The sequence below is a fragment of the Microbulbifer sp. genome, assembly GCF_036563125.1.
Classification (GTDB): Bacteria; Pseudomonadota; Gammaproteobacteria; order Pseudomonadales; family Cellvibrionaceae; genus Microbulbifer.
The window spans coordinates 1-25,420 of record NZ_DATCMV010000188.1 but is presented as its reverse complement, the minus strand read 5'-3'; the positions used below and the strand labels follow the sequence as shown (position 1 = coordinate 25,420).

Here is a 25,420-nt window from a genome sequence, read left to right as displayed (position 1 = left end):
GCCAATCTGCGGCTTCTGATCAGAAAGCCACGCGACGGTAACGGCGGTAGTCCGGCGACCAGAAATTTTTCTCGATCAGTTTAACCAGCTTGTCTTCACAGATGCCCGGGGCGACGCCGTCCGCCTGCGCCTGTTTGGCTACGGCCATGGCGATGGCCTTGCCCACTTCGCGGATTTGCGACAGCGGCGGCAACAGCGCACCGCTGCCGTCTTTCACCACCGGCGCGTTTTCCGCCAGCGCGTTGGACGCCGCCATCAGCATGTTTTCCGTCACCCGCGTGGCACCGCCGGCGATGACGCCGAGACCGATGCCCGGGAAGATATACACGTTGTTGCACTGGGCGATCGCGTACTGTTCGCCGTTCAGCTCCACCGGGCTGAACGGACTGCCGGTGGCGACCATCGCCTCGCCGTTGGTCCACTCCAGCACTTCCTGTGGCGTGGCTTCCGCGCGGGACGTGGGGTTGGACAGCGGCATCACCAACGGGCGCTTGCAGCCCTTGTGCAGGGCCTCGATCACCGGCTGGGTGAACAGGCTGCCCTGGCCGGACACGCCGATGAGGATGGTGGGTTTCACCTGTTCGATCAACGCCTGCAGGTCCCATTCAGACGCCTGGGGATATTTTTCCGGGCTCTGGGCCAGCTTCTGCTGGAAGTCGTGCAGGTTTTTCATGTCACTGGTGACCAGGCCGTAGCGGTCGAACATGAAAATGCGCTGGCGCGCTTTCTCTTCCGACAGGCCGTCGTTCACCATCCCCGCCACCACCTGCTCGGCGATGCCGCAGCCGGCGGAACCGGCACCCACCACCAGCACCTTCTGCTTGGACAGCGCCTCATCCTTGGCCTTGCAGGCCGCGAGCATGGTGCCGAGTGCCACCGCGGCGGTACCCTGGATGTCGTCGTTGAAGCAGCACACCTTGTCGCGGTAGCGGTTCAGCAGCGGCATGGCGTTGGTCTGGGCGAAGTCCTCGAACTGGATCAGTACCTTGGGCCAGCGGCGTTTGACCGCGGCGATGAACTGATCCAGGAATTCATCGTACTCCTCTTGGGAAATACGCTCGTTGCGCCAGCCCATGTACATGGGGTCGTTCAGCAGGGTGCGGTTGTTGGTGCCCACATCCAGCATCACCGGCAATGTATAGGCCGGGCTGATGCCGCCGCAGGCGGTGTACAGGGAGAGCTTGCCGATGGGGATACCCATACCGCCGATGCCCTGGTCGCCGAGGCCGAGGATACGCTCACCGTCGGTGACCACGATGACTTTTACGTTCTCCTTGGTGGCGCTGCGCAGGATGTCGTCCATGTGCTCGCGATCTGGGTAGGACACGAACAGCCCGCGGTGGTTGCGGTAGATATTGGAGAACTCTTCACAGGCTGCCCCCACGGTGGGGGTGTAGATGATCGGCAGCATCTCTTCGATGTGCTGCTCGATCAGGTGGAAGAACAGCGTCTCGTTGTCGTCCTGAATCGCACGCAGGTAAATATGGCGCTCCAGATCCGTGCGGCACTGCTGGTACTGGTGGTAGGCCCGGCGCACCTGTTCCTTGATGCTTTCCACATTGTTCGGCAACAGACCGATCAGGTTGAACTCAATGCGCTCTTGCAGGCTGAAGGCACTGCCCTTGTTGAGCAGCGGGATTTCCAGCAGTGAAGGACCGGCGTGGGGAATGTACAGCGGACGTTTATCTTTCTGACTCATAAATCTTTTCTGGTCGGTAAATTACCGCGATTCAGGTGCGGACGCGAAAAATCAGCGTAGCGGATTTGGCCGCAGATTTTACGCGCACTTGACCAGATATGCCGCAGTGGATTGCAAATGCCAACATTTGTCCGGGCTTTCCGCGATTTATGGCAGATGATCACTGGATGAAGACGCTGTCCGCTGATTAAATCTGCGCTTGGATTTTTTAACGCGAGTCAGTGAGAAAAAGACCGATGTTCACTTACCAGGTAGAACCCCGCTTCAGCGAAACCGACGCCCTCGGGCATATCAACAACACCGTGGTACCGGTGTGGTTCGAGCAGGGGCGCACACCCATCTTCCAGCTGTTCAACCCGGACCTGTCGCTGAACCAGTGGAACCTGATCCTGAAAAAGATGGAGGTGGATTTCGTGGCGCAGATCTACCTCTATTCCCCGGTGGAAATCCGCACCACCCTGAAGGCGGTGGGTAACTCCTCGTTTACCCTGCATCAGGAAGTCTGGCAAAAAGAGCAGCTGGTCGCCCAGGGGGACTGCGTGATGGTGCATTTCGATTACGAGAAACAGGCCTCGGCGCCTATCCCGGCGGCGGTCAGGGAGAAGCTGCAGCAGCACATGGCCTAATAAAAAGCCGGCAGTGTTGCCGGCTTTCGCTGCGAAATTGTTAGTGGATCTGGATACGGTGACTGACGGGCTCCTTTGGTTCAACCTTGGGAACCGTCAGCGTCAGCACGCCGTCCTTGAAGGTCGCGTCGATATCTTCCTCCCTGATGTCCCCACCCAGATTGAAGCTGCGGGTAAATTTGCCGTAGCGGCGCTCCTGCCGCAGCACCTTGCCGCCCTCTTCCTCGCCTTCGGAAATTTTCTGGTGCACTTCGGCCTCGATGGTCAGCACGCCATTTTCCAGCGTGACCTCCAGATCCTCCTTGCGAATCCCGGGCATTTCCGCGCTGATCTCGTAAGTGTCCTTGCGCTCGTGAATATCCACCCGCGGGGCGAAAAAGCCGCTGCGGGATTCACCGCTGAGCTGCCCGGTGTTAAAAAATTGCTCTACGAAGTCATCGAAATTGAGCATGGTGTCTCTGGGAACCAGTTTCATGATGCTCACCTCCCCTCCATTCGGCAGTGGTCACCGGCGCAAGCGCAGCCGGTGTCTGGCAAAAATTATAGGGAGGAGGTTGTGGATCGGTAGCGGAAGGGTGACCGGGAGCGGGCCTGCGGGCCTCTGCTTAGTCGCTCACCACCTGGTTGCGACCGCTTTTCTTGGCGCGGTACATACGGGAGTCTGCTTCCGCCAGCATCTGGCCCTGGGTAGTCGTCGCGGGGTTGTCCTGGGCGACGCCAAAACTGATGGAAATGGTCACCGGCTCCGCATAGGTGGCGCTCAGCGCCTCCACTTTCTCGCGCAGTTTTTCCGCGAGGATACTGCCGCCGGCCACATCGGTATTTGGCAGCAGGATCAGAAATTCCTCGCCACCCCAGCGCGCGACCACATCGTCCGCACGGGTATTGTCGCGTAGTATCCGCGCCACATCCTGCAGCACGCGATCACCAAAACTGTGCCCGAAGGTATCGTTGATGGCCTTGAAGCTGTCGAGATCGCCGATCAGCACCGTGTAGCGCCCGGCCAGGTCGGCGTTGCGTCTCTCCATCTCGCTGATGGCCTTGTAGGCCTCGCGGCGGTTGGCGAGGCCGGTGAGGGCATCGGTGCAGGCGTGGTTTTCCAGTTCCGCGGTCAGTTTATGCAGCATCTGCTGGGTCTGGTGGCGACTGCTGTCGAGGATTGCGGTGAGCGCGGTGAGCGCACCGAAGATGGCGATAAAGCGCGCGCGGTGGCCGGTGTCATACTGCGCCAGCAGTCCGGGGAAATCCGGGTAGAACAGGATCAGTGCGGTGGCACCGCCGACAAATCCGAGGGTCACCGTGCCCCACTTGTAGCCGTACAGGTTGATGAACCCCGGCACCAGCATCACCGCCCACATCAGGCCGGTATTGTTCACGCCACCGGAGAGCAGCAGGTAGAAGTAGAGCACCAGCAGTAACGCGCCCACCAATACCGGTGTCTTGCGGCTGGGGCCGGCGATATTGACCCCGATATACGCCCCCAGGATTACCGCGGTCACCGCGAACAGTGTGCCGGCGAGAAACAGGTCTGCCGCCATCAGCGCGATCACGCCCATGGCGCCGGTAATCGCCAGCGCAAAAATCAGCATATATCCGGATGCCTGGATGCGGCGGCGCAGCTCAAGGCCCATTACCTGGGCGATGGGGTCGCCGAATTCAGTGCCGTGTTGTTGGCTGCGGATAGGGGGCTTTGCAGTGGTTTCCATTTGCTCTGGTCTTGTTCGCATTGTCATCGCGGCCAGATCCCTCGGCCGTCATACCCTGAGCTTTGGACAAGCGTCCGAAGCCGAAGGACTATAGTAATGGCGAACAGCACTGGCGCGGAGACCGGCATGGGACAGCTGCGATTGATTTGTGACGACATTCTCACTATCGAGGCGGATGCCCTCGTATGCCCGGCGCACAAGCACCTGATTCGCGGGCGAGGACTGTCCGCACAGGTCTACGATCGCGCCGGTGCGGCCCTGGTAAGTGAGTGCTCGCAGCTGCCGGAGTGCGCGGTGGGTGAAGCGCGTATCACCAGCGCGCCCGATCTACCGGTGCATTACCTGCTGCACACGGTGACCCCCCAGTGGAGCAGCGGCGACCAGTGGGGAGCGCTCGCGGTGGCGCAACTGCGCCAGTGCTACGAAAGCGTGCTCGCGCTGGCCGCGGAGCGCGGCCTCAGGCGGTTGCTGTTTCCGGCGCTGGGTGCGGGGACCAACCGCTTCCCCCACGAGATCGCCGCCCATCAGGGGCTAGAGGTCTTGCATGGCGCGCAGGACAGATTCCCGATGATTACGGTATGCCTGCGCAGCGAGGCGGCGCTGGGGACATGGCGCAAAGTGGAGCGACGTTTTTTCGACGAGACATAACCTCGGGTGAACCCCATGAAAATTTCCCCCCGGCAAAAATTGCTGCACGAACACCGCCCGGAAAATATCGCCCGGCGCCTCGACCAGCCGCCGCGGCCGGAGCGCATGTCGGATCTGGTGCTCGGCGCCATCGACGGTTGCATTACCACCTTCGCAATCGTCTCCGGTGCCTTTGGCGCGGGATTTTCGCCGCTGGTGGTGTTGGTGATGGGGGTGGCCAACCTGCTGGCGGACGGTGTCAGTATGGCGGTGAGTAATTACGAGGCGGTCAATGCCCAGCAGCGTTTTGCCGAACACGCGCGCCGCACGGAGGAGCAGCATATCCGCCTGGTCCCCGAGGGCGAGCGCGAGGAAATTCGGCAAATTTTCGCCGGCAAGGGATTCAGCGGCGAAAACCTGGAGCATATCGTCGACACGGTGACCGCAGACCGCACCCTGTGGGTAGATACCATGCTGAGTGAAGAATACGGGCTCAGCCTCATCGACCCCAACCCGCTGGCCTCCGCATGGTGGACCTTTGTGGCCTTCGTGCTGGTGGGCCTGATACCGCTGTTGCCATTTTTCTTTAACGGGGAAAACTTTACACAGAAATTTGCCATCAGCACCGCGCTTGCCGGGCTGGTATTTTTCTCCATCGGCCTGCTGAAAGGCTGGGTATTCCAGAGTTCACTGTGGCGTGCGGGATTGGGCACATTTTTGTTGGGAAGTACCGCGGCCGGAATCGCCTTCGCGGTGGGTTACCTACTTCAGGGAATGTTCGGGGTTGCCTGATATCCCGGCGTTTGCAAGCAGGTAAATGCTGCCTTTTTGTCCAGCAATAAATTCAGCCGAACAGCTCCTGCAATCCCTTGAAAACATACACGCTGCTAACCACGAGAACCACTGCGCTGCCAATGCGTTTGAAGTGGTGGTCGTGCAGTTTTTCCACCACAATTTTTCCCAGGGCGTTGCCAAGAATTGCCGCGGGAATTACCGCAACAATCAGCCACTGCGGCAGCGAAACTGACAGATTCAAAAACATCGCGTAGTAGCCGAGCTTGATCACATGCCCCAGGGTTTGCGTGATCGCCTTGGTGCCCAGAATCTGGTGTCGCGTCAGCGAACTTTTTACATAGAACAGATCCAGTATCGGCCCGGAAACTCCCGCCAGCATCTGTGCCCCAGTTACCAGAATTCCCGCCAGAAACGCCACCGGCTTTTGCCGGATATCCAGCGCAAACTTTTTTGGAATTGCCAGTGCCAAAAACGGGAAACTGCCGATCAGCAGAAACATGACTCCCTTGCTGGGCACAAACGTCAGCATCAGAAACAGTAACAGGATTAGCAGGGCACCGGCGGTATAGGGTAACAACACGTCCCATTGCACATGTCGCCGGTGCAGCCATACCCGAGAACCGTTGGATGCGGTCTGGCTAACGCCGTGCAAAACCATCGCCGCCGGTACCGACAGGAAAAAACCGAAGATCCCCATCAGGATGGATCCGCCAGCCATGCTGAGCACCCCGGAGATCAGGCTGGTGATCAAGGTGGCCAGAACGAGCAGGAAATAAGTCATCGGCAGGGAATTTGAATAGGTCGGGATAATCGCGACAGTATCGCTTGGTCAGAAAATTTCAAAGCCGGTAGATCCGCAGATTTTCAGCCCAGGGGTGAAAGGCCGAACGCCCTTCCGGCAGGTGCTCGTGAATGCCCAACACGAGCGCGGCGCCGGGGTTCATTGCCGCCTGCAGGTGCTCAAGGGTGCTGCGTTGCAGTGCCGTACTGAAATAGGTAAAGGCCAGGTTGCGGCAAAGTACCAGGTCAAACGGTCCGTTGGGTACGCTGGTGCGAAGATCCTCAACCCTGAATTCGACGTGGCGTCGGATATTCTGGTTGAGGCGACAGTATCCATCCTGAACCGATAAAACCGTGTCCTGCCACTCGGTGGGCATATCTCTGAACATACGCGAGGGATAACAGGCTTCCTGGCCGCGACGGCACAGGTTTGCATCGGCATCGGAGGCGACGATATTTATCTGCAGATCGGGAAATGCAGCGCACAGATGCAGTTCCCATATGATCGCCAGAGTGTATGGTTCTTCCCCGGCACCGGCCCCCGCACACCAGATGTTCAGGCAGTCGGCACCGCGGGTGCGCGCGCGCTGTGCCAGCTCCGGCAGCACCGTCGCCGCCAGGTAGTCAAACACAGCCCGGTCGCGGTAAAAGCGGGAAATACTCACCCGGCTTAACGCATCCAGGGTTTGCCATTCGTGCGGATGCGTATCGAGGTAACGGCGGTAGGCAGTCAGGTCTTCGATACCGAGTTGATTGATGCGTCGAAAAAGGCGCTTGCAGACCTGATTGCGAACGCCGTCATAACCCCGCCTGCGCAGACGCAGTTCGGGTAGAGCCCATTGCAAAAACTCCGCGCACTGCTGTTTACGGGTGGGATGCTGGGGTGTTTGCTGATCGGGATCGACAGGTTGCCCCATTATCTCCGGGTATCCACTCAGCGCGCCTCGTTGACGTCGTCTTCGGTTACCAGCAGCACATTTCCCCCCCAGGTATTTGAAATAAAGGCAATAATCGCCGCGATCTCGCGGTCGGTCAGGAAATCCAGTGAGGGCATCAGGGGTTCTTCACTGCCATCGTTTTGTTGGCCTGTGCGTCCGTGCAATATGGTGCTGATCAGCAAAGGTTTGTTCGCCAGCAACCCGGGATCGCGCAAAGACGGGTAGAGCGCTTCCTCGCCGTAGCCATCGATCTGGTGACACTTTATGCAATTGTCGGCAAAGGCCAGCGCGCCCAGCGCGACCAGGTTGCGGGTCTCCTGTTCCGTTGCCATCGTACCCAGGGAGACTGCAGCCAACAGCGCGCCGATAGAAATTCTGAAACTCATACACTGGATCCTGTTGCCGAAAAAGCGATGCACTTATGCTACCTTGATTGCCCTCGAGCGGGATATAGCTCCGAGGGCCATTGGCTTTCCCGCCCAAGAACTTTTATCAAGAACCAGGAATAGTTGCAGCATGAAACTTTTTGGCAGCTTTACTTCACCCTACGTACGTCACTGCCGTATTGCCCTGATGCAATCCGGTCTCGACTGGGAAATGGTGGAGTTGGATATCCACACCAGCAAGGACCCGGGCACGCCCACCCTGCGAGTCCCTTTTTTGGAGGACGGATCCCTGAAGCTGACGGATTCCACGCCGATCGTGAAATATGTGCGTGAGAAAGCTGGTCAGGTATTTATTCCGGATGTAAGAGACCTCGACCGCTACTGTCTTGCCAACACCCTGCTGGATGCGGCAATCAATCTCTTCCTGCTTGAGCGCAGCGGCCTCGATATCGAGTCGAATGTGTACACCCGTCGTCAGCAGCAACGCATAGAACTGGTTCTCAGCGAGCTGGATTCGGCACCACTGCCGACATCGGGACAATTGAGTGATGCCGATTACCGTGTGGCCGTTGCCGCCGCCTGGGGCCAGTTCCGCAAGCGCTTCTCGATTGCCGCGCACCCAAACCTGCAACGCCTGTTGGAAATTGCCGGAGAAGATTCGATTTTTGTGGCGACCGCACCACCAACGGTGTAGTTGCTACTCAGGTCAGGGCCGATTAATTTTGAATGCAAAAAACGGGACGTTCGTTCCGTTATTTTATTTGCCGAAGAATCAATTCTTTGCGCGCGAGGTAGTCGATCAACGACCCTGACTTTACTGATTTTTCTAGCTCTAGTGCTTTTTGTTGCGAAAATACATGGGGAGCTTGCCGGTAGACTTTGCGATCTGAATGTATTCCAATCAATTCGTTCGCAGGGGAAAGCTGCTTCATCCTTTTGCGTTCAACGCGATGATTTCGCCAATCCAATCTAGATGTATGGATTTTGCTCCACAAAACAATAAACGCTAATTGGAGAGAGAAAATGAAAGTCCAACAAATAGTTACTTCGCTGTCCCTCGTCGCACTGGCCGGTAGCCTGGGAATGCCCGCATTTGCGCAGACCAGCGGCGATGACAATCGAGTGATGGAAGAAGTGGTTACCGTGGGTTCCAGAACCAAACCCCGTTCCGTGACAGAATCCCCGGTGCCTGTGGATGTGCTCAACGTAAATGACCTGGCCAAATCGGGCAGCAGCGATATGCTCGACTTGCTGAAGGGCTCTGTTCCTTCCTTTAACGTCCACGACCAACCGATTAGCGATGCGGCCTCGATGATCCGTCCGGTTAACATGCGCGGCCTGTCATCGGATTCCACTCTGGTACTGCTGAATGGCAAGCGTCGTCACCGTGCCTCGGTCATTGCGTTCCAGGGCGGCGGTCTGAATGATGGCGCCCAGGGTCCGGATATCTCCGTGATTCCCAGCATCGCGCTCAAGCAGGTTGAAGTGCTGCGCGACGGTGCGGCGGCCCAGTACGGTTCGGACGCCATTGCCGGGGTGATGAACTTTGTACTGAAGGACGATGCCGAGGGTGGTTCTCTGCAAGTCAAAAGCGGCGAGTTTTTTGAGGGCGACGGCCAGACTACCATCATGGCGGGCAACTACGGTATGCCCATGACCGATTCCGGCTTCCTCAATTTAAGCTTCCAGATGAAGAATGCCGACGACACCTCTCGCTCGGTTCAGCGCCCCGATGCACAGGCAATGATCGATGCCGGCAATACTTCAGTGCCGGTACCGGCACAAATCTGGGGTTCGCCCAAGATTGAAGATGACCTGACCCTGTTTGGAAATTTCGGTATCGATCTGAAAGATGGCACCGAAATTTATGCGTTCGGTAACTATTCCAACCGCATGGTGGACGGCGGATTCTATTACCGCAACCCGAATGGCCGTGACGGCGTCTACACCACTGGCGATGTGCGACTGGTCGGTGCACTGGATGGCAATGCGGCGAGTTGCGATGCCTACCGCACAACGCCACTGGCGGATGGTTCCGATATGGTGACGTCGGGATTGATGGCCGACGATAACTGCTTCGTCTTCAACAAAATGATCCCCGGCGGTTATACCCCCCGCTTTATCGGTGACATTACCGATACCTCCATTACTGCGGGTCGCCGCGGTGAGCTGACCGACGGCTACCTCAAGGGGTGGAATTTTGATCTGAGCGCCTCCGTGGGGCGCAACGAGGCGGACTTTGGCCTGAACAACACCATCAACCCGTCCTTTGGCCCGGACAGCAAGCGCGATTTTGATACCGGTGCTTACATCCAGTTGGAAAAAACCCTGAACGCCGATCTGCAAAAGCAGTTCGATACCCTGAGCCTGGCGATGGGTGCCGAGTGGCGTGAAGAGTCGTTCCAGATTGTCGCCGGTGAAGGCATGTCCTGGCAGGTAGGACCGCTGGCCGAGCAGGGCTTCAATATCGGCTCCCACGGTTTTGCCGGTTTCTCGATTGATTCTGCCGGTACCGCAGAGCGCCGCAACTACGCGCTGTATGTGGACGTCGAGAACCAGTTGACCGATGACCTGCTGGTGGGCGGTGCGTTGCGCTATGAAGACTTCGATACCTTCGGCGATACCGCAAACTACAAACTGGTATTTAACTGGCAGTTGAGCGAGAACATCGCCTGGCGCGGCTCCCACAGCACCGGTTTCCGTGCACCCACCATGGGCCAGGCCTCTGTGGTCAATACCCAGACCTCCATCGTGGGCGGCCAGTTGACCCAGGCGCAAACCCTGCCGGCGACCAAGCTGGGTGAAGCAGAATTGATGCCTGAAGAGTCGGTTAACTTTGCCACCGGTCTGGTCATTTCTGCCGGTGCTGTTGATCTGACCGTGGATGCCTATTACATCGAAGTGGAAGATCGCATTGCGCTGACCGATAACGCCGCACCCACCGACGCCCAGCGCGCGGCGATGGCGCTTGCCGGTGTGCCCAACCCGGAATTGATCGGGCAGATCAACTATTTTGCCAATGATTTCGATACCGAAACCACCGGGCTAGATGTGGTGGCGACTTACGGTGCCGAGCTGCTGGGCGGTGCCACCGATTTCAGCCTGGCTTACAACTGGACCAAGACCGAAGTAAATGGCGGTGACGCCACCTGTGGTGGTGCCTTTGTGAATAATCAGGGCGAGATCTGTAAAGCGGTCCGTCTGGAGCGCGGCCTGCCAGAACATCGTGCTTCATTCACCGTGTCGCAAAACTGGGACAAGCTCAGCGCCTTCGTGCGCACCAACTTCTACGGTGAGTATGTAGGGGTTCACGCCGACTGGTTTGGCGAGCAACTGGATCCCGAGTTCACCGTGGATATGGAGGTTTCCTACCAGGCCTCAGAAGCGATTGCCCTGACCGCCGGTGCGTCCAACCTGTTTGACAACATGGGTGGCAAGATCGATGGTTCCATCGTCGGTGAAGCGGACAATGTGCTGGGTGGCCAGTACTACGAAACCTCGCCCTACGGCATCGCTGGAGGCTTCTATTACCTGAAAGCGAGTTATGAGTTCTAAAACATTTCCCTGTCTTCCAGGTTAAAAATAAGCGCCCTTAGGGGCGCTTATTTTCTGGAGTCCGCAATTGTCCGTGGCATTTAATAGGCGCATGGTGCTTCGGAAAATACACGAGCATTGGCCGACCGATGCCGGCACTGGTTCCGGTAAACACCGCGAGTGTTCTACTCCTTGCCACGACAACACCACTAAGTTTACAAACTTTTGGAAACTCACTAATCTCCGGCCGGAGTTTGGCAGTTTGCTATCTCAGCGGCATTGTGCGGTTTACGTGTCGACCGGATTGGTTGTCCCATTGGTCGTCGACGGAAATGCTACACACAACAATAATTTTAAGGGGAAAACGACATGCGCAATTCTTTACGCGGTGTCTTTATGGCTTTATCGATTCTGATCGCTGCTCCAGTTGCTCATGCTGAGGGGGGATTTTTTATCGGTGGCCAGAGCGGTCGGATCAACTTGTCTGATTCAGGTTTTTCCGACGAAAACACCGATATCCAGGCGTTCGGCTTGGGCTACCGTTGGCAGGCTGGCCGGATTGTGCAGGTCGGCTTTGAAGTGGGCAGCGGCAAGCTGGGTACGTTAAAGGATGAATATGCGTACTCATCTTTTGATTATGAATATTCGGCGCGTTCTACCGTCAAGACCTCTTACGTCTACGCGGGTGCCAATGCGCGATTCCAGTTTGGGGCGGAAAGCCGCTGGTTTGCTATTACGCGCCTTGGATACATGGGGTACGAGGAGCGGCTGAACTTCAACTATGAGGAGTATGATGCGTGGTACGACACGTACTACAGCTATAGTGAGTCTGGTAAGGATAGTGGCGGCGGAGTTTATTTCGGTGTTGGCATTGGCGTAGACATTACGCGAAACCTGAATATCAATCTGCAACACAGCGGTTATGCGTATTCCCCCTCGATCGACGACGGCTACGACGATGGTTTCTACACGGCAAGTAGCACCGCTCTCGGTTTGGAAGTGCGCTTTTGATTCCCGATTCACCACAAAGGTCGGAAGCAGAGGGATGCCACGTATAATTGAATAGCGAACAGTGCAAATAAAAAAGGGCCCGCAAGGGCCCTTTTTATTTTTCCGAAGAATTACTTCTTCGCACGCTTGCGCATGTTTTCCTGCAGGATCTTCTTGCGCAGACGGATGTGGTTCGGGGTCACTTCCACCAGCTCGTCGTCCTCGATGAACTCCAGCGCCTGCTCCAGGGTGTGGCGGATCGGCGGGGTCAGGGTCAGGGCCTCGTCGGTGCCGGCGGCACGGATGTTGGTCAGCTGCTTGGCCTTGGTGGGGTTCACCACCAGGTCATTGCCGCGGGAGTGGATACCCACGATCTGGCCTTCGTAGATTTCCTCACCGTGGCCCAGGAACAGACGACCGCGGTCCTGTAGTGCGAACAGGCCGTAGGCCAGGGTCTTGCCCTTCACCATGGATACCAGCACGCCGTTGATGCGCTTGCCCACTTCGCCGGCTTTGACCGGGCCGTAGTGGTCGAAGATGCTGGTCATGATGCCGGAACCGCTGGTCAGGGTCAGGAACTGGTTGCGGAAACCGATCAGGCCGCGAGACGGCACGATGAAGGTCAGGCGCACACGGCCCTTGCCGTCCGGCTCCATGTTGGTCAGGTCCGCTTTGCGCAGGCCCAGTTCTTCCATGATGGAACCCTGGTGCTGCTCTTCCACGTCGATTACGACCTGCTCATAGGGCTCCTGGATTTCGCCGTCGACGATCTTCTGTACCACTTCCGGGCGGGATACACCCAGCTCGAAGCCTTCGCGGCGCATGTTCTCGATCAGTACCGACAGGTGCAGTTCACCGCGGCCGGAGACCTTGAACTTGTCCGGGGTCTCGCCCTGTTCCACGCGCAGTGCCACGTTGTGGATAAGTTCCTGGTCCAGGCGCTCCTTGATGTTGCGGCTGGTGACGTACTTGCCGTCCTGGCCGGCAAACGGGGAGTCGTTCACCTGGAAGGTCATGCTCACGGTGGGCTCGTCCACGGTCAGCGCCGGCAGTGCTTCCGGGTTATCCGGGTGGCACAGGGTGTCGGAAATGTTCAGCTCGCCCACACCGGTGATACACACGATGTCGCCGGCGCTGGCCTGTTCCACTTCCACGCGCTCAAGGCCCAGGTAACCCATGACCTGCAGTACCTTGGCTTTGCGGGATTTGCCTTCGCGGTCGAGGATCACCACCTGCTGGTTCGGCTTCAGGGTGCCGCGCTTGATGCGGCCGACGCCGATAACGCCCACGTAGCTGTTGTAGTCCAGCGCGGAGATCTGCATCTGGAACGGGCCGTTCAGGTCCACCTGTGGCGGGGAAACCTTGTCGACAATCATCTGGAACAGCGGCGTCATATCTTCCGCCATGTCGGTGTAGTCGAGACCGGCGATGCCGTTCAGGGCAGATGCGTAGATGACCGGGAAGTCCAGCTGCTCGTCGGTGGCACCGAGGCTGTCGAACAGGTCGAATACCTGGTCCATAACCCAGTCAGGGCGCGCGCCCGGACGGTCAACCTTGTTGATGACCACGATCGGGTTCAGGCCCTGTTCGAACGCCTTCTGGGTTACGAAACGGGTCTGCGGCATGGGGCCGTCTACCGCGTCCACCAGCAGCAGTACGGAGTCCACCATGGACAGTACGCGCTCTACCTCACCGCCGAAGTCGGCGTGTCCGGGGGTGTCGACGATGTTGATGCGGTAGTCGTTCCAGCGGATGGCGGTGTTCTTCGCCAGAATGGTGATGCCGCGCTCTTTTTCCTGGTCATTGGAGTCCATCACCCGCTCGGAGTCGGCGCTGCGGCGGTCCAGGGTACCGGACTGGGACAGCAGTTTGTCCACCAGGGTGGTCTTGCCGTGGTCAACGTGGGCGATGATCGCGATATTGCGAAGGTTATCTATCACTGGGGGAACTCTCGAAAGTAGTCGGATGCCTTGCGCGGCAGGCTATCTGGGCGCCGGCGGATGAAATTGGGGGCGCATTATAGAGGGGATATGTGTCAATTGGCAGTGCTTGTTGGGTAAAAATTAGCCGGGTCCAATTGTGACTGTTTTTGCCTCTTTGGTTTTGTCTTGCCGTGCGCTGCGCCGCCGGTGCCCGGCGCTCGGTTTACTGCCGCCGCGCGAGCCACGCCAGTGCACCGTGCGCGGCGCTGCGACCGCTGGCGAAACAGGCAGTGAGCAGGTAGCCGCCAGTGGGGGCTTCCCAGTCGAGCATCTCGCCGGCACAGAACACCCCGGGCAATGCTTTCAGCATCAGGTCCTGGTCCAGCGCCTCGAACGGCACGCCGCCGGCGCTGCTGATGGCTTCCTCCAGCGGGCGTGTGCGCACCAGGGGAATCGGCAGGGCCTTGATCCAGGGCGCCAGTTGCGCGGGCTGGTCAAAGGCCTCGCGGGGTGCCAGTTCCCGCAGCAGCGCCGCCTTGACGCCGGTCAGCCCGGCCTGGCGGTGCAGGTGTTTGGCGAGGGACTGCTTGCCGCGCGCCTTGGCCAGCGCGGTTGCGAGCTTCTCCAGGGGAATCTGTGGCAGCAGGTCCAGCAGTACCCTGGCCTCACCCCGCTGTTCGATGCACTGGCGGATGGGGGCGGACAGGGCGTAGACCAGGCTGCCCTCAACGCCGCCCTCGGTGAGCACGAACTCGCCGGTGCGCGGCGGCTGCCCGTCCACACTTAGAGCCACGTTTTTCAGCGGGGCACCGGCGAATTTTTGCTTCAAATGCTCGCTCCAGGCCGCCACCTCGAATCCGCAGTTGCTCGGCCGGAGCGGCGCCAGCTCCACGCCACGGGCCTCCAGCAGTGCGCTCCAGCGGCCGTCCGAGCCCAGCCGCGGCCAGCTACCGCCGCCGAGGGCCAGCAGTACCGCACCCGCCTCGACCAACTGTTCCCCTTCCGCACTCGCCACGCGCAGAGCGCCGTCTTCACTCCAGCCCAGCCAGCGGTGGCGGGTGTGGATAACTACCCCCTGCTCACGCAGGCGCCTCAGCCAGGCGCGCAGCAGCGGCGCAGCCTTCATATCTGTGGGAAACACTCTTCCAGAGGTGCCAACGAAGGTTTCGATACCGAGACTGTGGATCCAGTCGCGCAGTGCATCCGCATCGAACTCTTGCAGCAGGCGGGCAATCTCCGCGCGGCGTTCGCCATAGCGCGACAGGAACGCATCTTTGGGTTCGGAGTGGGTGATGTTCATGCCGCCCACCCCGGCCAGCAGGAACTTCCGCCCCACCGACGGCATGGCGTCGTACAGGTCGACCCGCGCGCCGCCGGCGGCCAGCACCTCCGCTGCCATCAATCCAGCGGGACCGCCGCCGAATACGGCCACGCGCGGCGCGGCAGATGAGCTGGAATCTGGTGTGGGTTGGGGCGCGGAATCAGACATTGGCAAACCACTGGCGGAAATGGCGCATTCTAATCGAGACCGCTCGGTTTGGTATTCACGGGCGCGGAAGCTACAAACTGTTACATTCGGTCCCGCCGGTCACACTTCCAGGCGCGTTACAGTCCCACATTAACGATTTATGTCGGCAGACGAGAATAGGTCTGGGGCCGCGAGCAGTGGAAAAGGAAGCCGCAGACCAAGGAAGCCTCACCATGCTGACCTTCGATGACGGCACGTCGAACCACGCCAAACACGAATTATTGATTCCGTTTGTCGAGAGAGAAACTGTTGCTGGCGCGTCCGCGCCACACTTCTTTGGCCCGGGTTTTCCCGGGCTTTTTTTACCGCACCTGAACAGGAAATTGAACTAGCGGCGATTCGGCCAGCGCAGTATGGCGCGGGTGCCGCCGAGGTTCGGCGACTGGTCCAGACGCAGCTCGCCCTCGTGCCACATCATCACCTTTTTCACGATATACAGGCCGAGGCCGTAGCCCTGGTCGTCGGTAGCGGAACGGGTGAAGGCATCGGTCAGTTCCAGTGCATCGCCGCCGAGCCCGGGGCCGTTGTCTTCCACCGACAGCACACAGTAGTCAGCGTCAAACTCAAAGCGCACATCCACGCGATCGCGGGCATATTTACTGGCATTCACCACCAGGTTCTGCAATGCGATGGTCAGGGAATCCGGCTCCAGCCAGGCTTCACTGTCCGGGAAGTAATAGGCGATTTCCAGCTGCGGGCACTGGGTTTCCAGTTGCGAACCGAGCTCCGCGAACAGGGTTTCCAGTGCACATGGCTTGCGGGTTAGGAACTGCTCGTGTACTTCCACGCGGGCGAAACTGAGGTACTTCTCCACCAGCTGTTCGATATCGCGGGTCGCGCGATCGATGACTCTCGCACTTTCACAATCACTGGCCACCAGCGCCTGCTGGAATTTGATCCGTGCCAGTGGCATGCGGATTTCGTGCGCGATGGTACGGGCCAGATCCTGGTTCATCTGGAAGTGGCCGGTGACGATATTGGCCATGCGGCGAAAAGTTTCCGCCAGCGGAAAAATGGTGGAGCGGCGGCTGAAAGGCTCGGGAATATTGAACGGCTTCTTGCTGAAACGGATCGCCTGATTCTGCAGCTGATTGAGATCGCGGAACATGGGCCAGGTCAGCAGCGCCAGCATCACCAGCATGGCGCCGATAAACAGCAGCCGCCACTGGGTGACACTTTCCGCGGGCTGGTGGGGGAAAGGTCCGATTTGAAGAATCGAATTGCCGTTGCGGTGGTAAAACAGAATCTGGTTGTTGCCTGTATCCAGCCCCACCACCTCACCCGCATCGAGGCGCGCGATCAAGTCCTCGGAAAAGTGGATCGCATCCAAGGAGTAGCTTTGTGCGATGGGTGCGTCGCCGCGTTCCAGTGCCTCGGCCAGCTGGGCCGCGCTGATGGTGTATTCATTGGGTGCTGCGGAATAGAAATTGTAGAGTGCGGCTACCGAGGAATAGACCACCACCAGCGCCAGCGCCAGCAGGCCGACGAGACGCAACATCTGCAGGCGCATCAATGGCTACCGTGGGCCGCATTCAGCGAATAACCACGTCCGCGGATGGACTGAATGGCAACGCCGTCGGCAATGGCGTCGAGCTTTTTGCGCAGCCGGCTCACGCGCATGTCGATCACCCGGTCGAGTCCGTCAAACTCGCGCCCGATCACGCGCCGGAACAGGTATTCGCGGCTAAGCAGGCGCGCCGGCTGTTCGGTGAAAATTTGCAGCAGATCGAATTCGTTGGTGGTGAGTGCCAGCGAGGTATCGTGTACATATGCCTGGCGGCTTACCAGGTCGATGGTCAGCGGCCCAAACGAAATACTGGCAGTAGGCGTTGTGGAATTGCCGACGCCGCGCAGCTGTGCTTCGATTTTTGCCCACAGCAGATGGGGGTCTACCGGTTTTACCAGGTAATCGTTGGCCCCGAGTTTCAGTCCGGTCACCTGGTCCTCCACCGAACTGAGCGCACTCAGGAAAATCAGCGGGCAGTTGAGCTGGTTGCGGAATTGCTCGAGCAGTTGAAAACCGCTGGCGTCCGGCAGCACCACATCGGCAATGATCAGATCGTAATCCCGGTGGCGAATGGCCTTCATAAACTCGCTGCCATTGGCCGCATACGCCACGCTGCATCCGCGTTCTTCCAGAAAGCGTATGATCAAAGGCGCCAACTGTTCATCGTCTTCCAACAACAGAATCCGATAACCAGCGGAAAAATTCGCGTTGTGTATACCTTCTTGCCATTTGGCATTGCTTACAGCAGTCATAGCAATCCCCAGCCATAGCGGCGTCGGTGTCGTTTGGGCTGATATTGAGCAACCTTGAGAACGGCGGAGGCGACGCGCTCGCCACTTTCGCCCTCGGTTACTGTGAATTGGGTGTCGTGATCCGCGTGGATATAGACCTCCAGATTTTTTTCGGTTTTGCCGGAGAAGCAGCGGATCAAGCCCTTGCCGATAATCGACAGGCAATAGCGTTCGCTGTCGTCCGCAGTGAATCTCACTTTTACCGATACGCTGCAGCTGGATTCGTCTTCACTGACCGCGCACAGGCTCGGTGTCAGCTGCAGGTCCGCCGCCTTGGCCGGGATCGCCAGCAAGGCGCAAAGAAATAACAGGAAGCGCTGCGTCATTGCCCACTACCAATGGAGTACTGGATGCCGGCGAACCAACTCAGGGTTTCCGATGTATCCATGATTAGCGGGAGACGACCCTCCATATCGAACTGGGTGTATTTCGCGCCGAGCCTTACATCCAAATGGGCCGAGAGCGGGTAGGAAAAATGCAGGCGCGCGTAGCGATCGACAACGTCCCCAGGCGGGTAATAGCGGGCGTAGGAGCGCGCCATCAGTCCGGCCTCTTCCTCGGTCACGTGATAGTAGTAGCGCACCAGGTCTTCATCTTTTTGCACCGCGCCGAGGCTGTAACCCAAGGTGCCGCCGAACAGCGGGAACTGCTTGTCCAGGCTCAGGTGCGTCTCACTGCCGTAGTGCACCGCGGTAATGTCGTGAAACGAGGCCAGGGAGAGGTCTGTGTATTTGCCCACCAGCGTGATGCTGGGACCGGCGACAACGGAAATATCCCGTTCGATTGCCTGCCCCGCACCACCGATATGGGTGAGAAACGCGTTCAGGGAACCCATGGTCATGGTGGAGCTGTCGATGTGGTAAAAGAGCCCGTCCTCGTTTGGCTGCGCCACCAGGTCCACATAAACATTGCGCTGTTCGAGCAGGCTATAGCCGACCGTCAGGTTGCTGATAAAAAAGCGGTCGCCGTAGTAGGAAAAAGAGGGGAGGAACGATGTTTCGCCATCGCCTTTACCCGCGATAGGGTTTTTTAAGACGCCGCGGCCAGCCGCGAAGCTGAGCTTCCATTCGGGCGCCCGCACCTCAGTGGCCAGCGCGCGGAGCGGGCTGACAGCTACTAGCAAGCAGAAAAGCGTACACCTGAACATCTTGTTTTTTTGATATTAGACGTCTGTTCGAAATTTAGACGCTTTGTAACACAGGGTATCGGGCGTATCTATCGCACTGATACAAATCCGAACAAACTGTTACAAAGCCGTCTTCTTAAGAATCAGCGTCGGAATTTTCCACTATGTTCCGCACATTCTGCTGTTTTTAATGATCGTTCGTCTTGTAAATTTCTTTAGAGAATTGTTTTCCTGCAATTCTTGCTTAGAAGAATATTTTTTCGCCACCCAGCGGTCACATATGCCTATGCAATGCCTACAAACTGTTACATGAAAACGTTGGTCCTCTGGACTACGGTCATGTTTTTATCGAGTCCTCGGACACTCTCACCAAAATTTGCTCGAGTACGAATAATTCAATCTCTGGGAAGAAGTATCCATGGCCGTAACAATAAATGGCTTTCCCGGGACCCCGAGCCAGCTGACATCGGCGGTTCGCAAGGCTCTGTTCACTTCCGCAGCGGTAACGGCAATGACCGTAGGCGCTCCTGGCTACGCTGCAGCGACAGCTGGCGATAGCGTGCTGTGCAGAAGTTCTTTCGTTGCAACCATCAATTACGACGTGACCGATTCGCCCGCGCATGATCGCATTTCGGAAGGTGCCGATGGCCTCACGTACAGATACTACGAAGGCGGGAAGCGTGGTTAGGTCTGTATTTACCACTGTTGCCTTGCTGGTCTCCAGCCCGGCGTTGTGCCTCGACTGGCAGCGCCCGGATTGCACTGAATACGCCAATTTCAATGAATGTCGCAATGCGGAGAGCAACAACTACCGCATGCAAAAACAACAGGAGTTTCGCGAAAAAGGCCTGTCGTTCTGGTACTACGAACGACCGGACTATTCCGACAACAAAAAAATCAAGCAGGCACTGGAAGACAAAGTGGAAGGGGCGTTGTTCTTCTCTTTCACCGTAAAGCGCGACGGTAGCGTCGCCGATGTTGCGCTGAAAAGTAAAACCAGTAATGAAGTGGCGGTGTTCGCCGCGCCGATTCTGGCGGCGATGAAAAACTGGCAGTTCGTGCCGTCCGAAAATGACTGGCCGAACCAGGAGTGGCGTTACCAGTTCTTCTTCAAGCAGGAAGACTGTGACGCGGAAACCAGTGAAGCCGAAGCTTGTACAGAAGCAGGAAAAGCCGCGTCAGCGGAGTGAAGCAGTTACTCTCTTGATCGAGTAAGCCCGCGGTGAATAGCCGCGAACCCCCGTAAGGCCCGGACTTGTGTCCGGGCCTTTTTGTTTGTACCGGTGAGCGGGAAATACCTGGGCGGCACTAATTTCGGTTTGGCCAGCGCAGCGTGGCGCGGGTGCCACCGAGATTGGGTGACTGATCCAGCCGCAGCTCGCCCTCATGCCACATCATTACTTTTTTGACGATGTACAATCCGAGACCGTAGCCCTGCTGGTCTGTGGCCGAGCGGGTAAACGCATCGGTGAGCTCGAGCGCATCGCCCCCGGACAGTGCCTGCTGGAACTTAATGCGTGCCAGCGGCGTACGGATTTCGTGGGCGATGGTGCGCGCCAGATCCTGATGCATCTCGAAATGGCCGGTGACGATATTGGCCATGCGGCGAAAGGTTTCCGCCAATGGGTAAATGGTGGAGCGGGGATTGAATCGTTCGGGGATCTGGAACGGCTTTTTACTGAAGCGGATCGCCTGCTTCTGCAGGCGGTTCAGGTCGCGAAACATCGGCCAGATCAACAGCAGCAATACCACCAGCATTGCGCCAATAAACAGCATGCGCCACTGGGTGACGCTCTGTTCCGGCTGGTGGGGGAAGGGACCGATTTCCAGCAAGTTGCTGCCATTGCGGTGATAAAAAAGGATCTGCCCGTCGCCACTGTCGAGGCCCACTACTTCACCGGCGGCAAGTCGCTGCTGCAGTGGCTCGGAAAAATGAATGGCATCGGTGGCGTAACTTTGCGCGATGGGCGCATCGCCGCGCTCCAGGGCAGCGGCAAGCTGTGCCGCACTGATGGTGTACTCGTGCGGTGCGGGCGATTAGAGGTTGTAAAGTGCCGCTACCGAGGAGTAGACCACCACTAGTGCCAGCGCCAGCACACTGACCAGGCGCAACATCTGCAGGCGCATCAGTAGTTTCCGCTAGTGGCGTTCAGCGAGTAACCGCGGCCGCGAATGGAGTGAATCACAACGCCATCACCGACACCATCACCAACGGCATCGAGCTTTTTACGCAGGCGGCTGATGCGCACGTCGATCACCCGGTCCTGGCCATCGAACTCGCGCCCGACCATTCTGCGAAACAGGTATTCGCGGCTCAGCAGGCGCGTCGGTTGCTCGGCAAATATATGCAGCAGATCGAATTCCGTGGTGGTAAGTGCAAGTTCGTTGTGCCCGACTTTCACCTGGCGCGTGACCAGGTCAATGGTCAGCGGACCAAAGCAAATACTGGCATGCGCTGGCGGAAGTGTTCTGTGGGCGCGCAGGCTCGCTTCGATTTTCGCCCACAGCAGATGAGGGTCTACCGGCTTTACCAGGTAATCGTTGGCTCCCAGTTTCAGGCCGGTCACCTGATCCTCCACGGAACTGAGTGCACTCAGGAAAATCAGCGAACAGTTTATCTGCCGACGGAACTGATCCAGCAATTTGAAGCCGCTGGCATCGGGCAGCACGACATCGGAGATGATCAGATCGTAGTGGCGGTGGTGAATGGCTTTCATGAAATCATTGCCATTCGCCGCATGGAAAACGCTGCATTGCCGCTCCAGCAGGAATTGTACAATCAGCGACGCGAGTTGCTCATCGTCTTCCAGCAGCAGAATTCGATACTTAATCTCGGGGCTGCTGGCCTGATGTTGCAGCGACGAACTCATAACAGTCCCCAGCCGTAACGACGCCGGTGACGTTTCGGCTGATAGTGGGCGATCTTTAGAGTTGCCGCGGCAACGTCCTGGCCCTTGGCGCTGCCACCGGTGCTGGCACTGGAACTCGCGGAAACCTGAAAACGAATATCCCTGTCGCTATTGATATACACCTCGAGATCGCGGATTCCACCGTGGAAGCAGCGAACCAGCCCCTTGCTATCGACGGAGAGGCAATAATGCCGTTCGTCGTCCGCTTCGAAATCAACATTGACGGAAATGCTGCAGCGACTCTCGCTTTCGTCCACCGCACACACCGTCGGTGTCAGGTGTAAATCCGCGGCCGCCGCAACCCCGGGAAGCACTCCCAGGACAAATAACAGGATTTTCGGTTTCATCGATTGCTACCAATGCGGTATTGCAAACCGGCGAACCAATCCAGTGTTTCGCGATTTTCTATAAACAGGGGATTGCGGCCAGCGAGATCAAACTGGTTGTATCGCGCGGTCAGGCGCAAATCCAAATGCTTGCTTAGCGGGTAGCTAAAATGGATCCGTGCGTATTGGTCAATGGCGTCGTCGGCGGGAAACAGCGCGGTATATCGCCGCTGATAGATGCCCGCCTCCGATGGTGTGAACTGGTAGTAATAGCGCACCAGTTCCATATCTTTCTTGATCGCGCCGATTCCGAAACCGAATGCGCCGCCGGCCAGTGAAAACTGTTTGTCGAAACTCAGATGGGTTTCGCTGCCGTGGTGTACATCGGAGATGTCTTCCAGCCAGGAAAACGAGACATCAACAAACCTGGTAACCAGGGTGAAACTGGGGCCGCCGAGGACAGAAATTTTGCGCTCGGTTTCCGCGACACCCGGCTCTTCCAGTTTGACGGCGAAATTGGACACGGCGGCCGTGGCCGCGGTGTCGTTGTCCAGGTTGTGGTAGAGCCCATCTTCATTGGGGCGGGCGATCAGGTCGAGGTAGAAATTCTTCTCTTCCAGCAGGCTGTAACCCAGTGTCAGGTTGCTGACAAAGAAGCGTTCGCCGTAATAACTGAACGAGGGCAGGAAATAGGTCTCGCCGTCCGGTTTGCCGACAATGGGGTTTTCCAGGAAACCGTAACCGCTTGCGAGGCTGACTTCCCATTCAGAAACATTCACCTTGCCGATTTCGGTTGCCGGCGCGGATTGGGCCCAGCTGGATACGGGCAGTCCCAGCAGGATTATTAACGTAATTCGAAACATCGGGCGCGCGTATAATTATTGCTGTTTGTATTTTGAGCGAATTGTACCAATTTGTAACATAGTCCTGTCGGGCACTCCAGTGACCTCCGGACATATTTGAAAAGCGTAACAAACTGTTACAAAGCGACGCTGGGCAGCCAATTTGTCGAAATTTGTTTTTTGCTGCAGGCATACATCCAGTTTCCCGCCATTTGTGGATGTCGGGTCAATCTCGTAGGCTCCAGTCGCGTCGGGCAGTTTCAGAAGTTACTGCCGGGAAGGTAGCTAAATTTTGTTAATGAAGGGGGCATACAGCCCGCGAATTGGGGGCCTAACCACTCGGGCCACACTGACTCCATCACGCAGTCAAGCGCGCTGACGTTTTGCTGCCGTTGGTAGGCGTCCAGCAACCCGGCATAGGTGCGGTAGCGCTGCACAATCTTGCGCACGTAGTCGAAAGGCTCGCGGCCGCGCGCGTATCCATACCGTGCCTTCGAGTAGTATTTTTTTTCCGAAAGCAGCAGCATCGCGTTTTCCACATTGCCGAACCAGACCTTGCGGTCCCACCCCATCTCTTCCGCCAGGTCCTTGGCATCGTAGACATGCCCCAATCCGGCGTTGTAGGAGGCGAGGGTAAACCACATCATGTTCTCCGGGCTGATGTCCTTGTCCTCAAATTTGCGGTGTAGCCACTCCAGGTATTTCAGCCCCGCGCGTACACTGGTTTCCGGGTCGAACAGGTTTTTTTCCCCTATTTGTTTGCCGGTGTCCGGCATAACCTGCATCAGGCCGCGAGCGCCGACCCAGGACTTTGCTTTGGCGTTAAACGTACTCTCCTGAAACATCTGCGCAACGATCAGTCGCCAATCAAAGTCATACTGCTTGGCATATTTCTTCACGAGATTGTCGTAGGGCGAAATTTCACCTTTCTGACTCAGGGCCTTTATTTCTTGGCGGGTTCGTTTGGGCTCGTCGAAATATTTGTGAAACAGGGTGTTGCGCAGCTCGACGATCTTTGGATCGTTGAAGAATTGGTTTACGGCCTGAAGCAGCTGCGGGTTGTTCTCCCGCACCATCCACGCATAGGGGTTATCGTCCACATGTAGATCAAATAGATTGATGATGTCGTCACGCCAATGGTGTTCCAGCCTTACCGTGACATCATCGGCGATGGTCAGGTCATACTTCCCGTCGGCAACGCGATCGAGAATTTGCGGGATGGTCAGCTCCTCGGGAACCAGTTCGATTTTTATCTCCAGTTCCTTCAGCTCAGGATGCTCCTTGAGTAGCTCCATGACAAATTCATACTGACTGCTGGAGCGCAGCAGGTGGATGGTTCTTCCATGCAGGTCTTCCAGTTTTTCAATCTTGTCGCCGGGGCGGCCGACCAGACCTACGGTTTCTTTCATATAGGCGGGGCCAAAGTCCATCCCTGCTTGATCCCTGGCTTTTGTGGCGGATACGAGGCTGGCTGCTACATCGGCATCGCCGTCGCGCACCATGCTGAAGATCTCTCTGTGCGTAGGCGCCACAATAATCTCCAGGCGCACGTCGAGCGACTTGGCAAATTTATTCAGAAGCTCGAATTCAAAACCCATTACGCGCCCTTTCCACATGAAGTAGGTGCCGGGATGGTTGCGGGTTACCGCGCGCAGGACACCTCGCTCCTTGATCTTGTCCAGGTCATCGAGGTGACGCGTGTATGGATTGGTGAGCTTGATTTTGCGGATCGCGTCGTTCACGGCCTTTTCTAGTTGCGGGGAATTTTTGCGGAACCCAATCGCCAGAGGGTCCTCTCGCTCGAAGACGACATTTTTCTTTAGGTTGTCGCGAAATTGGCTGACGAGAGCGAAAATTTGCTCATCGATAATGGTGAAATCGATATGCCCCAGTGATACGTCCAGGGCCAGCTCGACATAATTTTTCTCAACGACCCTGAGGTTCAGGCCCGGGTGCTGTTTGGCAAATTCTCGGCCTCGGGTTTCGAACACCGTGCCCTTGGTGACGGTCATGGTCCGCCCCTTGAGCGTTTCACCCGCTTTTACTTCCGGCGTGTCTTTTCGAGAAACCAGCGTATCGTGGGTTTTGCCGATGGGAACGGAAAAATCGATAAGCATGGCGCGCTCCTGGGTGGGTACCAGGCTGTTGGCGATGATATCCCCCTTGCCTTCCAGAAGAAGAGGGATCAGCTGATCGAAGTTCTCCGTAAAGAGTACTACGGGTTCGAGACCGACGATTTCCGCCTTTTGCTTTGCCAGCTCGATTTCAATGTCCTGCTGCGTGGCGGCGCGGTGCAGTGAGTCTGTATTGGCGATATCGACCAGAATGCGCAGTTTGCCGCGCCTTCTGATCGCGTCCAGGTCACCCTTCTCGATGTAGTTGTTATAG

At 57.5% G+C, this 25,420-nt stretch carries 25 protein-coding genes; 8 read left to right on the top strand and 17 right to left on the bottom strand.

The features are described 5' to 3' along the window. Positions 1-19: 19 nt before the first annotated feature. Complete coding sequence (locus VIL80_RS16205) at positions 20-1,699, bottom strand: NAD-dependent malic enzyme (protein ID WP_332037131.1); 1,680 nt, start codon at positions 1,697-1,699, stop codon at positions 20-22. 236 nt (positions 1,700-1,935) lie between these two features. On the opposite strand from VIL80_RS16205, the gene VIL80_RS16200 reads away from it, so the two are divergent. Beyond that, positions 1,936-2,325: an acyl-CoA thioesterase gene (locus VIL80_RS16200; protein WP_332037130.1), complete on the top strand. Its 390-nt coding sequence runs from the start codon at positions 1,936-1,938 to the stop codon at positions 2,323-2,325. A gap of 40 nt (positions 2,326-2,365) precedes the next feature. On the opposite strand, the gene VIL80_RS16195 is transcribed toward VIL80_RS16200, so the two are convergent. Beyond that, on the bottom strand, positions 2,366-2,800 hold the full coding sequence (locus tag VIL80_RS16195; RefSeq protein ID WP_332037129.1) for an Hsp20/alpha crystallin family protein: 435 nt from the start codon (positions 2,798-2,800) through the stop codon (positions 2,366-2,368). 130 nt (positions 2,801-2,930) lie between these two features. After that, positions 2,931-4,031 (bottom strand): GGDEF domain-containing protein, encoded by a 1,101-nt coding sequence (locus VIL80_RS16190; protein WP_332037128.1) that lies wholly within the window; start codon positions 4,029-4,031, stop codon positions 2,931-2,933. 96 nt (positions 4,032-4,127) lie between these two features. Between VIL80_RS16190 and VIL80_RS16185 the strand changes: the two genes are divergently transcribed. Further along, on the top strand, positions 4,128-4,679 hold the full coding sequence (locus VIL80_RS16185) for a macro domain-containing protein (RefSeq protein ID WP_332037127.1): 552 nt from the start codon (positions 4,128-4,130) through the stop codon (positions 4,677-4,679). A 15-nt stretch (positions 4,680-4,694) separates the two neighbouring features. Further along, positions 4,695-5,450, top strand: a complete 756-nt coding sequence (locus tag VIL80_RS16180; protein ID WP_332037126.1) for a VIT1/CCC1 transporter family protein — start codon at positions 4,695-4,697, stop codon at positions 5,448-5,450. Positions 5,451-5,502: 52 nt separating this feature from the next. On the opposite strand, the gene VIL80_RS16175 is transcribed toward VIL80_RS16180, so the two are convergent. The 3 genes from VIL80_RS16175 to VIL80_RS16165 are packed head-to-tail and all read right to left on the bottom strand — an operon-like array spanning position 5,503 to position 7,557. Next, complete coding sequence (locus VIL80_RS16175) at positions 5,503-6,234, bottom strand: TSUP family transporter (protein WP_332037125.1); 732 nt, start codon at positions 6,232-6,234, stop codon at positions 5,503-5,505. Positions 6,235-6,292: 58 nt separating this feature from the next. Continuing rightward, a complete protein-coding gene (locus VIL80_RS16170; protein ID WP_332037124.1) occupies positions 6,293-7,150 on the bottom strand; it encodes a CheR family methyltransferase in 858 nt (285 codons plus the stop codon). A gap of 17 nt (positions 7,151-7,167) precedes the next feature. Beyond that, entirely contained in the window at positions 7,168-7,557 is a 390-nt protein-coding gene (locus VIL80_RS16165) for a c-type cytochrome (protein WP_332037123.1), read from the bottom strand. A gap of 130 nt (positions 7,558-7,687) precedes the next feature. Between VIL80_RS16165 and VIL80_RS16160 the strand changes: the two genes are divergently transcribed. The 3 genes from VIL80_RS16160 (at position 7,688) to VIL80_RS16150 (ending at position 12,102) form a co-directional block, all read left to right on the top strand. Continuing rightward, positions 7,688-8,251 carry a glutathione S-transferase family protein gene (locus VIL80_RS16160; RefSeq protein WP_332037122.1) on the top strand — a complete coding sequence of 188 codons (564 nt, stop codon included), beginning with the start codon at positions 7,688-7,690 and terminating at the stop codon, positions 8,249-8,251. A 329-nt stretch (positions 8,252-8,580) separates the two neighbouring features. Then, positions 8,581-11,112 carry a TonB-dependent receptor plug domain-containing protein gene (locus tag VIL80_RS16155; protein WP_332037121.1) on the top strand — a complete coding sequence of 844 codons (2,532 nt, stop codon included), beginning with the start codon at positions 8,581-8,583 and terminating at the stop codon, positions 11,110-11,112. A 348-nt stretch (positions 11,113-11,460) separates the two neighbouring features. Further along, positions 11,461-12,102, top strand: coding sequence for an outer membrane beta-barrel protein (locus VIL80_RS16150; RefSeq protein ID WP_332037120.1), 642 nt, complete (start codon positions 11,461-11,463; stop codon positions 12,100-12,102). A gap of 110 nt (positions 12,103-12,212) precedes the next feature. Here the strand turns inward: VIL80_RS16150 and typA are convergent, their stop codons facing one another. Then, on the bottom strand, positions 12,213-14,021 hold the full coding sequence (gene typA / locus VIL80_RS16145; RefSeq protein ID WP_332037119.1) for a translational GTPase TypA: 1,809 nt from the start codon (positions 14,019-14,021) through the stop codon (positions 12,213-12,215). Between the two features lie 205 nt (positions 14,022-14,226). Next, a complete protein-coding gene (locus tag VIL80_RS16140) occupies positions 14,227-15,492 on the bottom strand; it encodes a TIGR03862 family flavoprotein (protein WP_332037118.1) in 1,266 nt (421 codons plus the stop codon). Between the two features lie 212 nt (positions 15,493-15,704). Here VIL80_RS16140 and VIL80_RS16135 point away from each other — a divergent pair, with 212 nt between their 5' ends. After that, complete coding sequence (locus VIL80_RS16135; protein WP_332037117.1) at positions 15,705-15,863, top strand: hypothetical protein; 159 nt, start codon at positions 15,705-15,707, stop codon at positions 15,861-15,863. On the opposite strand, the gene VIL80_RS16130 is transcribed toward VIL80_RS16135, so the two are convergent. From VIL80_RS16130 to VIL80_RS16115, 4 genes are read right to left on the bottom strand one after another with little or no spacing between them, the layout of a single operon-like run. Continuing rightward, a complete protein-coding gene (locus tag VIL80_RS16130; RefSeq protein WP_332037116.1) occupies positions 15,860-17,041 on the bottom strand; it encodes a sensor histidine kinase in 1,182 nt (393 codons plus the stop codon). The two genes, VIL80_RS16135 and VIL80_RS16130, sit on opposite strands and share 4 nt — an antisense overlap. Next, complete coding sequence (locus VIL80_RS16125; protein ID WP_332037115.1) at positions 17,041-17,790, bottom strand: response regulator transcription factor; 750 nt, start codon at positions 17,788-17,790, stop codon at positions 17,041-17,043. Before VIL80_RS16125 ends, VIL80_RS16130 begins: the two co-directional genes overlap by 1 nt. Beyond that, on the bottom strand, positions 17,787-18,155 hold the full coding sequence (locus VIL80_RS16120) for a DUF3019 domain-containing protein (protein ID WP_332037114.1): 369 nt from the start codon (positions 18,153-18,155) through the stop codon (positions 17,787-17,789). Before VIL80_RS16120 ends, VIL80_RS16125 begins: the two co-directional genes overlap by 4 nt. After that, the gene (locus VIL80_RS16115; RefSeq protein WP_332037113.1) at positions 18,152-18,952 is read right to left on the bottom strand and encodes a MipA/OmpV family protein; all 801 of its coding nucleotides are present in this window, start codon (positions 18,950-18,952) and stop codon (positions 18,152-18,154) included. Before VIL80_RS16115 ends, VIL80_RS16120 begins: the two co-directional genes overlap by 4 nt. 683 nt (positions 18,953-19,635) lie before the next feature. Here VIL80_RS16115 and VIL80_RS16110 point away from each other — a divergent pair. Then, a complete protein-coding gene (locus VIL80_RS16110; RefSeq protein ID WP_332037112.1) occupies positions 19,636-20,145 on the top strand; it encodes an energy transducer TonB in 510 nt (169 codons plus the stop codon). 118 nt (positions 20,146-20,263) lie between these two features. Here the strand turns inward: VIL80_RS16110 and VIL80_RS16105 are convergent, their stop codons facing one another. The 5 genes from VIL80_RS16105 to VIL80_RS16085 all read right to left on the bottom strand — a co-directional run. Then, positions 20,264-20,845, bottom strand: coding sequence for an ATP-binding protein (locus VIL80_RS16105; RefSeq protein WP_332037111.1), 582 nt, complete (start codon positions 20,843-20,845; stop codon positions 20,264-20,266). A gap of 236 nt (positions 20,846-21,081) precedes the next feature. Further along, the gene (locus VIL80_RS16100) at positions 21,082-21,825 is read right to left on the bottom strand and encodes a response regulator transcription factor (protein WP_332037110.1); all 744 of its coding nucleotides are present in this window, start codon (positions 21,823-21,825) and stop codon (positions 21,082-21,084) included. Further along, complete coding sequence (locus tag VIL80_RS16095) at positions 21,822-22,211, bottom strand: DUF3019 domain-containing protein (RefSeq protein WP_332037109.1); 390 nt, start codon at positions 22,209-22,211, stop codon at positions 21,822-21,824. The genes VIL80_RS16100 and VIL80_RS16095 overlap by 4 nt, the downstream gene beginning before the upstream one ends. Beyond that, positions 22,208-23,053, bottom strand: coding sequence for a MipA/OmpV family protein (locus VIL80_RS16090; RefSeq protein WP_332037108.1), 846 nt, complete (start codon positions 23,051-23,053; stop codon positions 22,208-22,210). Before VIL80_RS16090 ends, VIL80_RS16095 begins: the two co-directional genes overlap by 4 nt. A 239-nt stretch (positions 23,054-23,292) precedes the next feature. Continuing rightward, positions 23,293-25,420: transporter substrate-binding domain-containing protein (locus VIL80_RS16085; RefSeq protein ID WP_332037107.1), on the bottom strand; the 2,128-nt coding region annotated here is incomplete at its 5' end.

Excerpts from the sequence above, each read along its gene's own strand:
- VIL80_RS16205 (WP_332037131.1), bottom strand. The coding sequence starts at position 1,699 with ATGAGTCAGAAAGATAAACGTCCGCTGTACATTCCCCACGCCGGTCCT.
- VIL80_RS16200 (WP_332037130.1), top strand. The coding sequence starts at position 1,936 with ATGTTCACTTACCAGGTAGAACCCCGCTTCAGCGAAACCGACGCCCTC.
- VIL80_RS16195 (WP_332037129.1), bottom strand. The coding sequence starts at position 2,800 with ATGAAACTGGTTCCCAGAGACACCATGCTCAATTTCGATGACTTCGTA.
- VIL80_RS16190 (WP_332037128.1), bottom strand. The coding sequence starts at position 4,031 with ATGGAAACCACTGCAAAGCCCCCTATCCGCAGCCAACAACACGGCACT.
- VIL80_RS16185 (WP_332037127.1), top strand. The coding sequence starts at position 4,128 with ATGGCGAACAGCACTGGCGCGGAGACCGGCATGGGACAGCTGCGATTG.
- VIL80_RS16180 (WP_332037126.1), top strand. The coding sequence starts at position 4,695 with ATGAAAATTTCCCCCCGGCAAAAATTGCTGCACGAACACCGCCCGGAA.
- VIL80_RS16175 (WP_332037125.1), bottom strand. The coding sequence starts at position 6,234 with ATGACTTATTTCCTGCTCGTTCTGGCCACCTTGATCACCAGCCTGATC.
- VIL80_RS16170 (WP_332037124.1), bottom strand. The coding sequence starts at position 7,150 with ATGGGGCAACCTGTCGATCCCGATCAGCAAACACCCCAGCATCCCACC.
- VIL80_RS16165 (WP_332037123.1), bottom strand. The coding sequence starts at position 7,557 with ATGAGTTTCAGAATTTCTATCGGCGCGCTGTTGGCTGCAGTCTCCCTG.
- VIL80_RS16160 (WP_332037122.1), top strand. The coding sequence starts at position 7,688 with ATGAAACTTTTTGGCAGCTTTACTTCACCCTACGTACGTCACTGCCGT.
- VIL80_RS16155 (WP_332037121.1), top strand. The coding sequence starts at position 8,581 with ATGAAAGTCCAACAAATAGTTACTTCGCTGTCCCTCGTCGCACTGGCC.
- VIL80_RS16150 (WP_332037120.1), top strand. The coding sequence starts at position 11,461 with ATGCGCAATTCTTTACGCGGTGTCTTTATGGCTTTATCGATTCTGATC.
- VIL80_RS16140 (WP_332037118.1), bottom strand. The coding sequence starts at position 15,492 with ATGTCTGATTCCGCGCCCCAACCCACACCAGATTCCAGCTCATCTGCC.
- VIL80_RS16135 (WP_332037117.1), top strand. The coding sequence starts at position 15,705 with ATGCTGACCTTCGATGACGGCACGTCGAACCACGCCAAACACGAATTA.
- VIL80_RS16130 (WP_332037116.1), bottom strand. The coding sequence starts at position 17,041 with ATGCGCCTGCAGATGTTGCGTCTCGTCGGCCTGCTGGCGCTGGCGCTG.
- VIL80_RS16125 (WP_332037115.1), bottom strand. The coding sequence starts at position 17,790 with ATGACTGCTGTAAGCAATGCCAAATGGCAAGAAGGTATACACAACGCG.
- VIL80_RS16120 (WP_332037114.1), bottom strand. The coding sequence starts at position 18,155 with ATGACGCAGCGCTTCCTGTTATTTCTTTGCGCCTTGCTGGCGATCCCG.
- VIL80_RS16100 (WP_332037110.1), bottom strand. The coding sequence starts at position 21,825 with ATGAGTTCGTCGCTGCAACATCAGGCCAGCAGCCCCGAGATTAAGTAT.
- VIL80_RS16095 (WP_332037109.1), bottom strand. The coding sequence starts at position 22,211 with ATGAAACCGAAAATCCTGTTATTTGTCCTGGGAGTGCTTCCCGGGGTT.
- VIL80_RS16090 (WP_332037108.1), bottom strand. The coding sequence starts at position 23,053 with ATGTTTCGAATTACGTTAATAATCCTGCTGGGACTGCCCGTATCCAGC.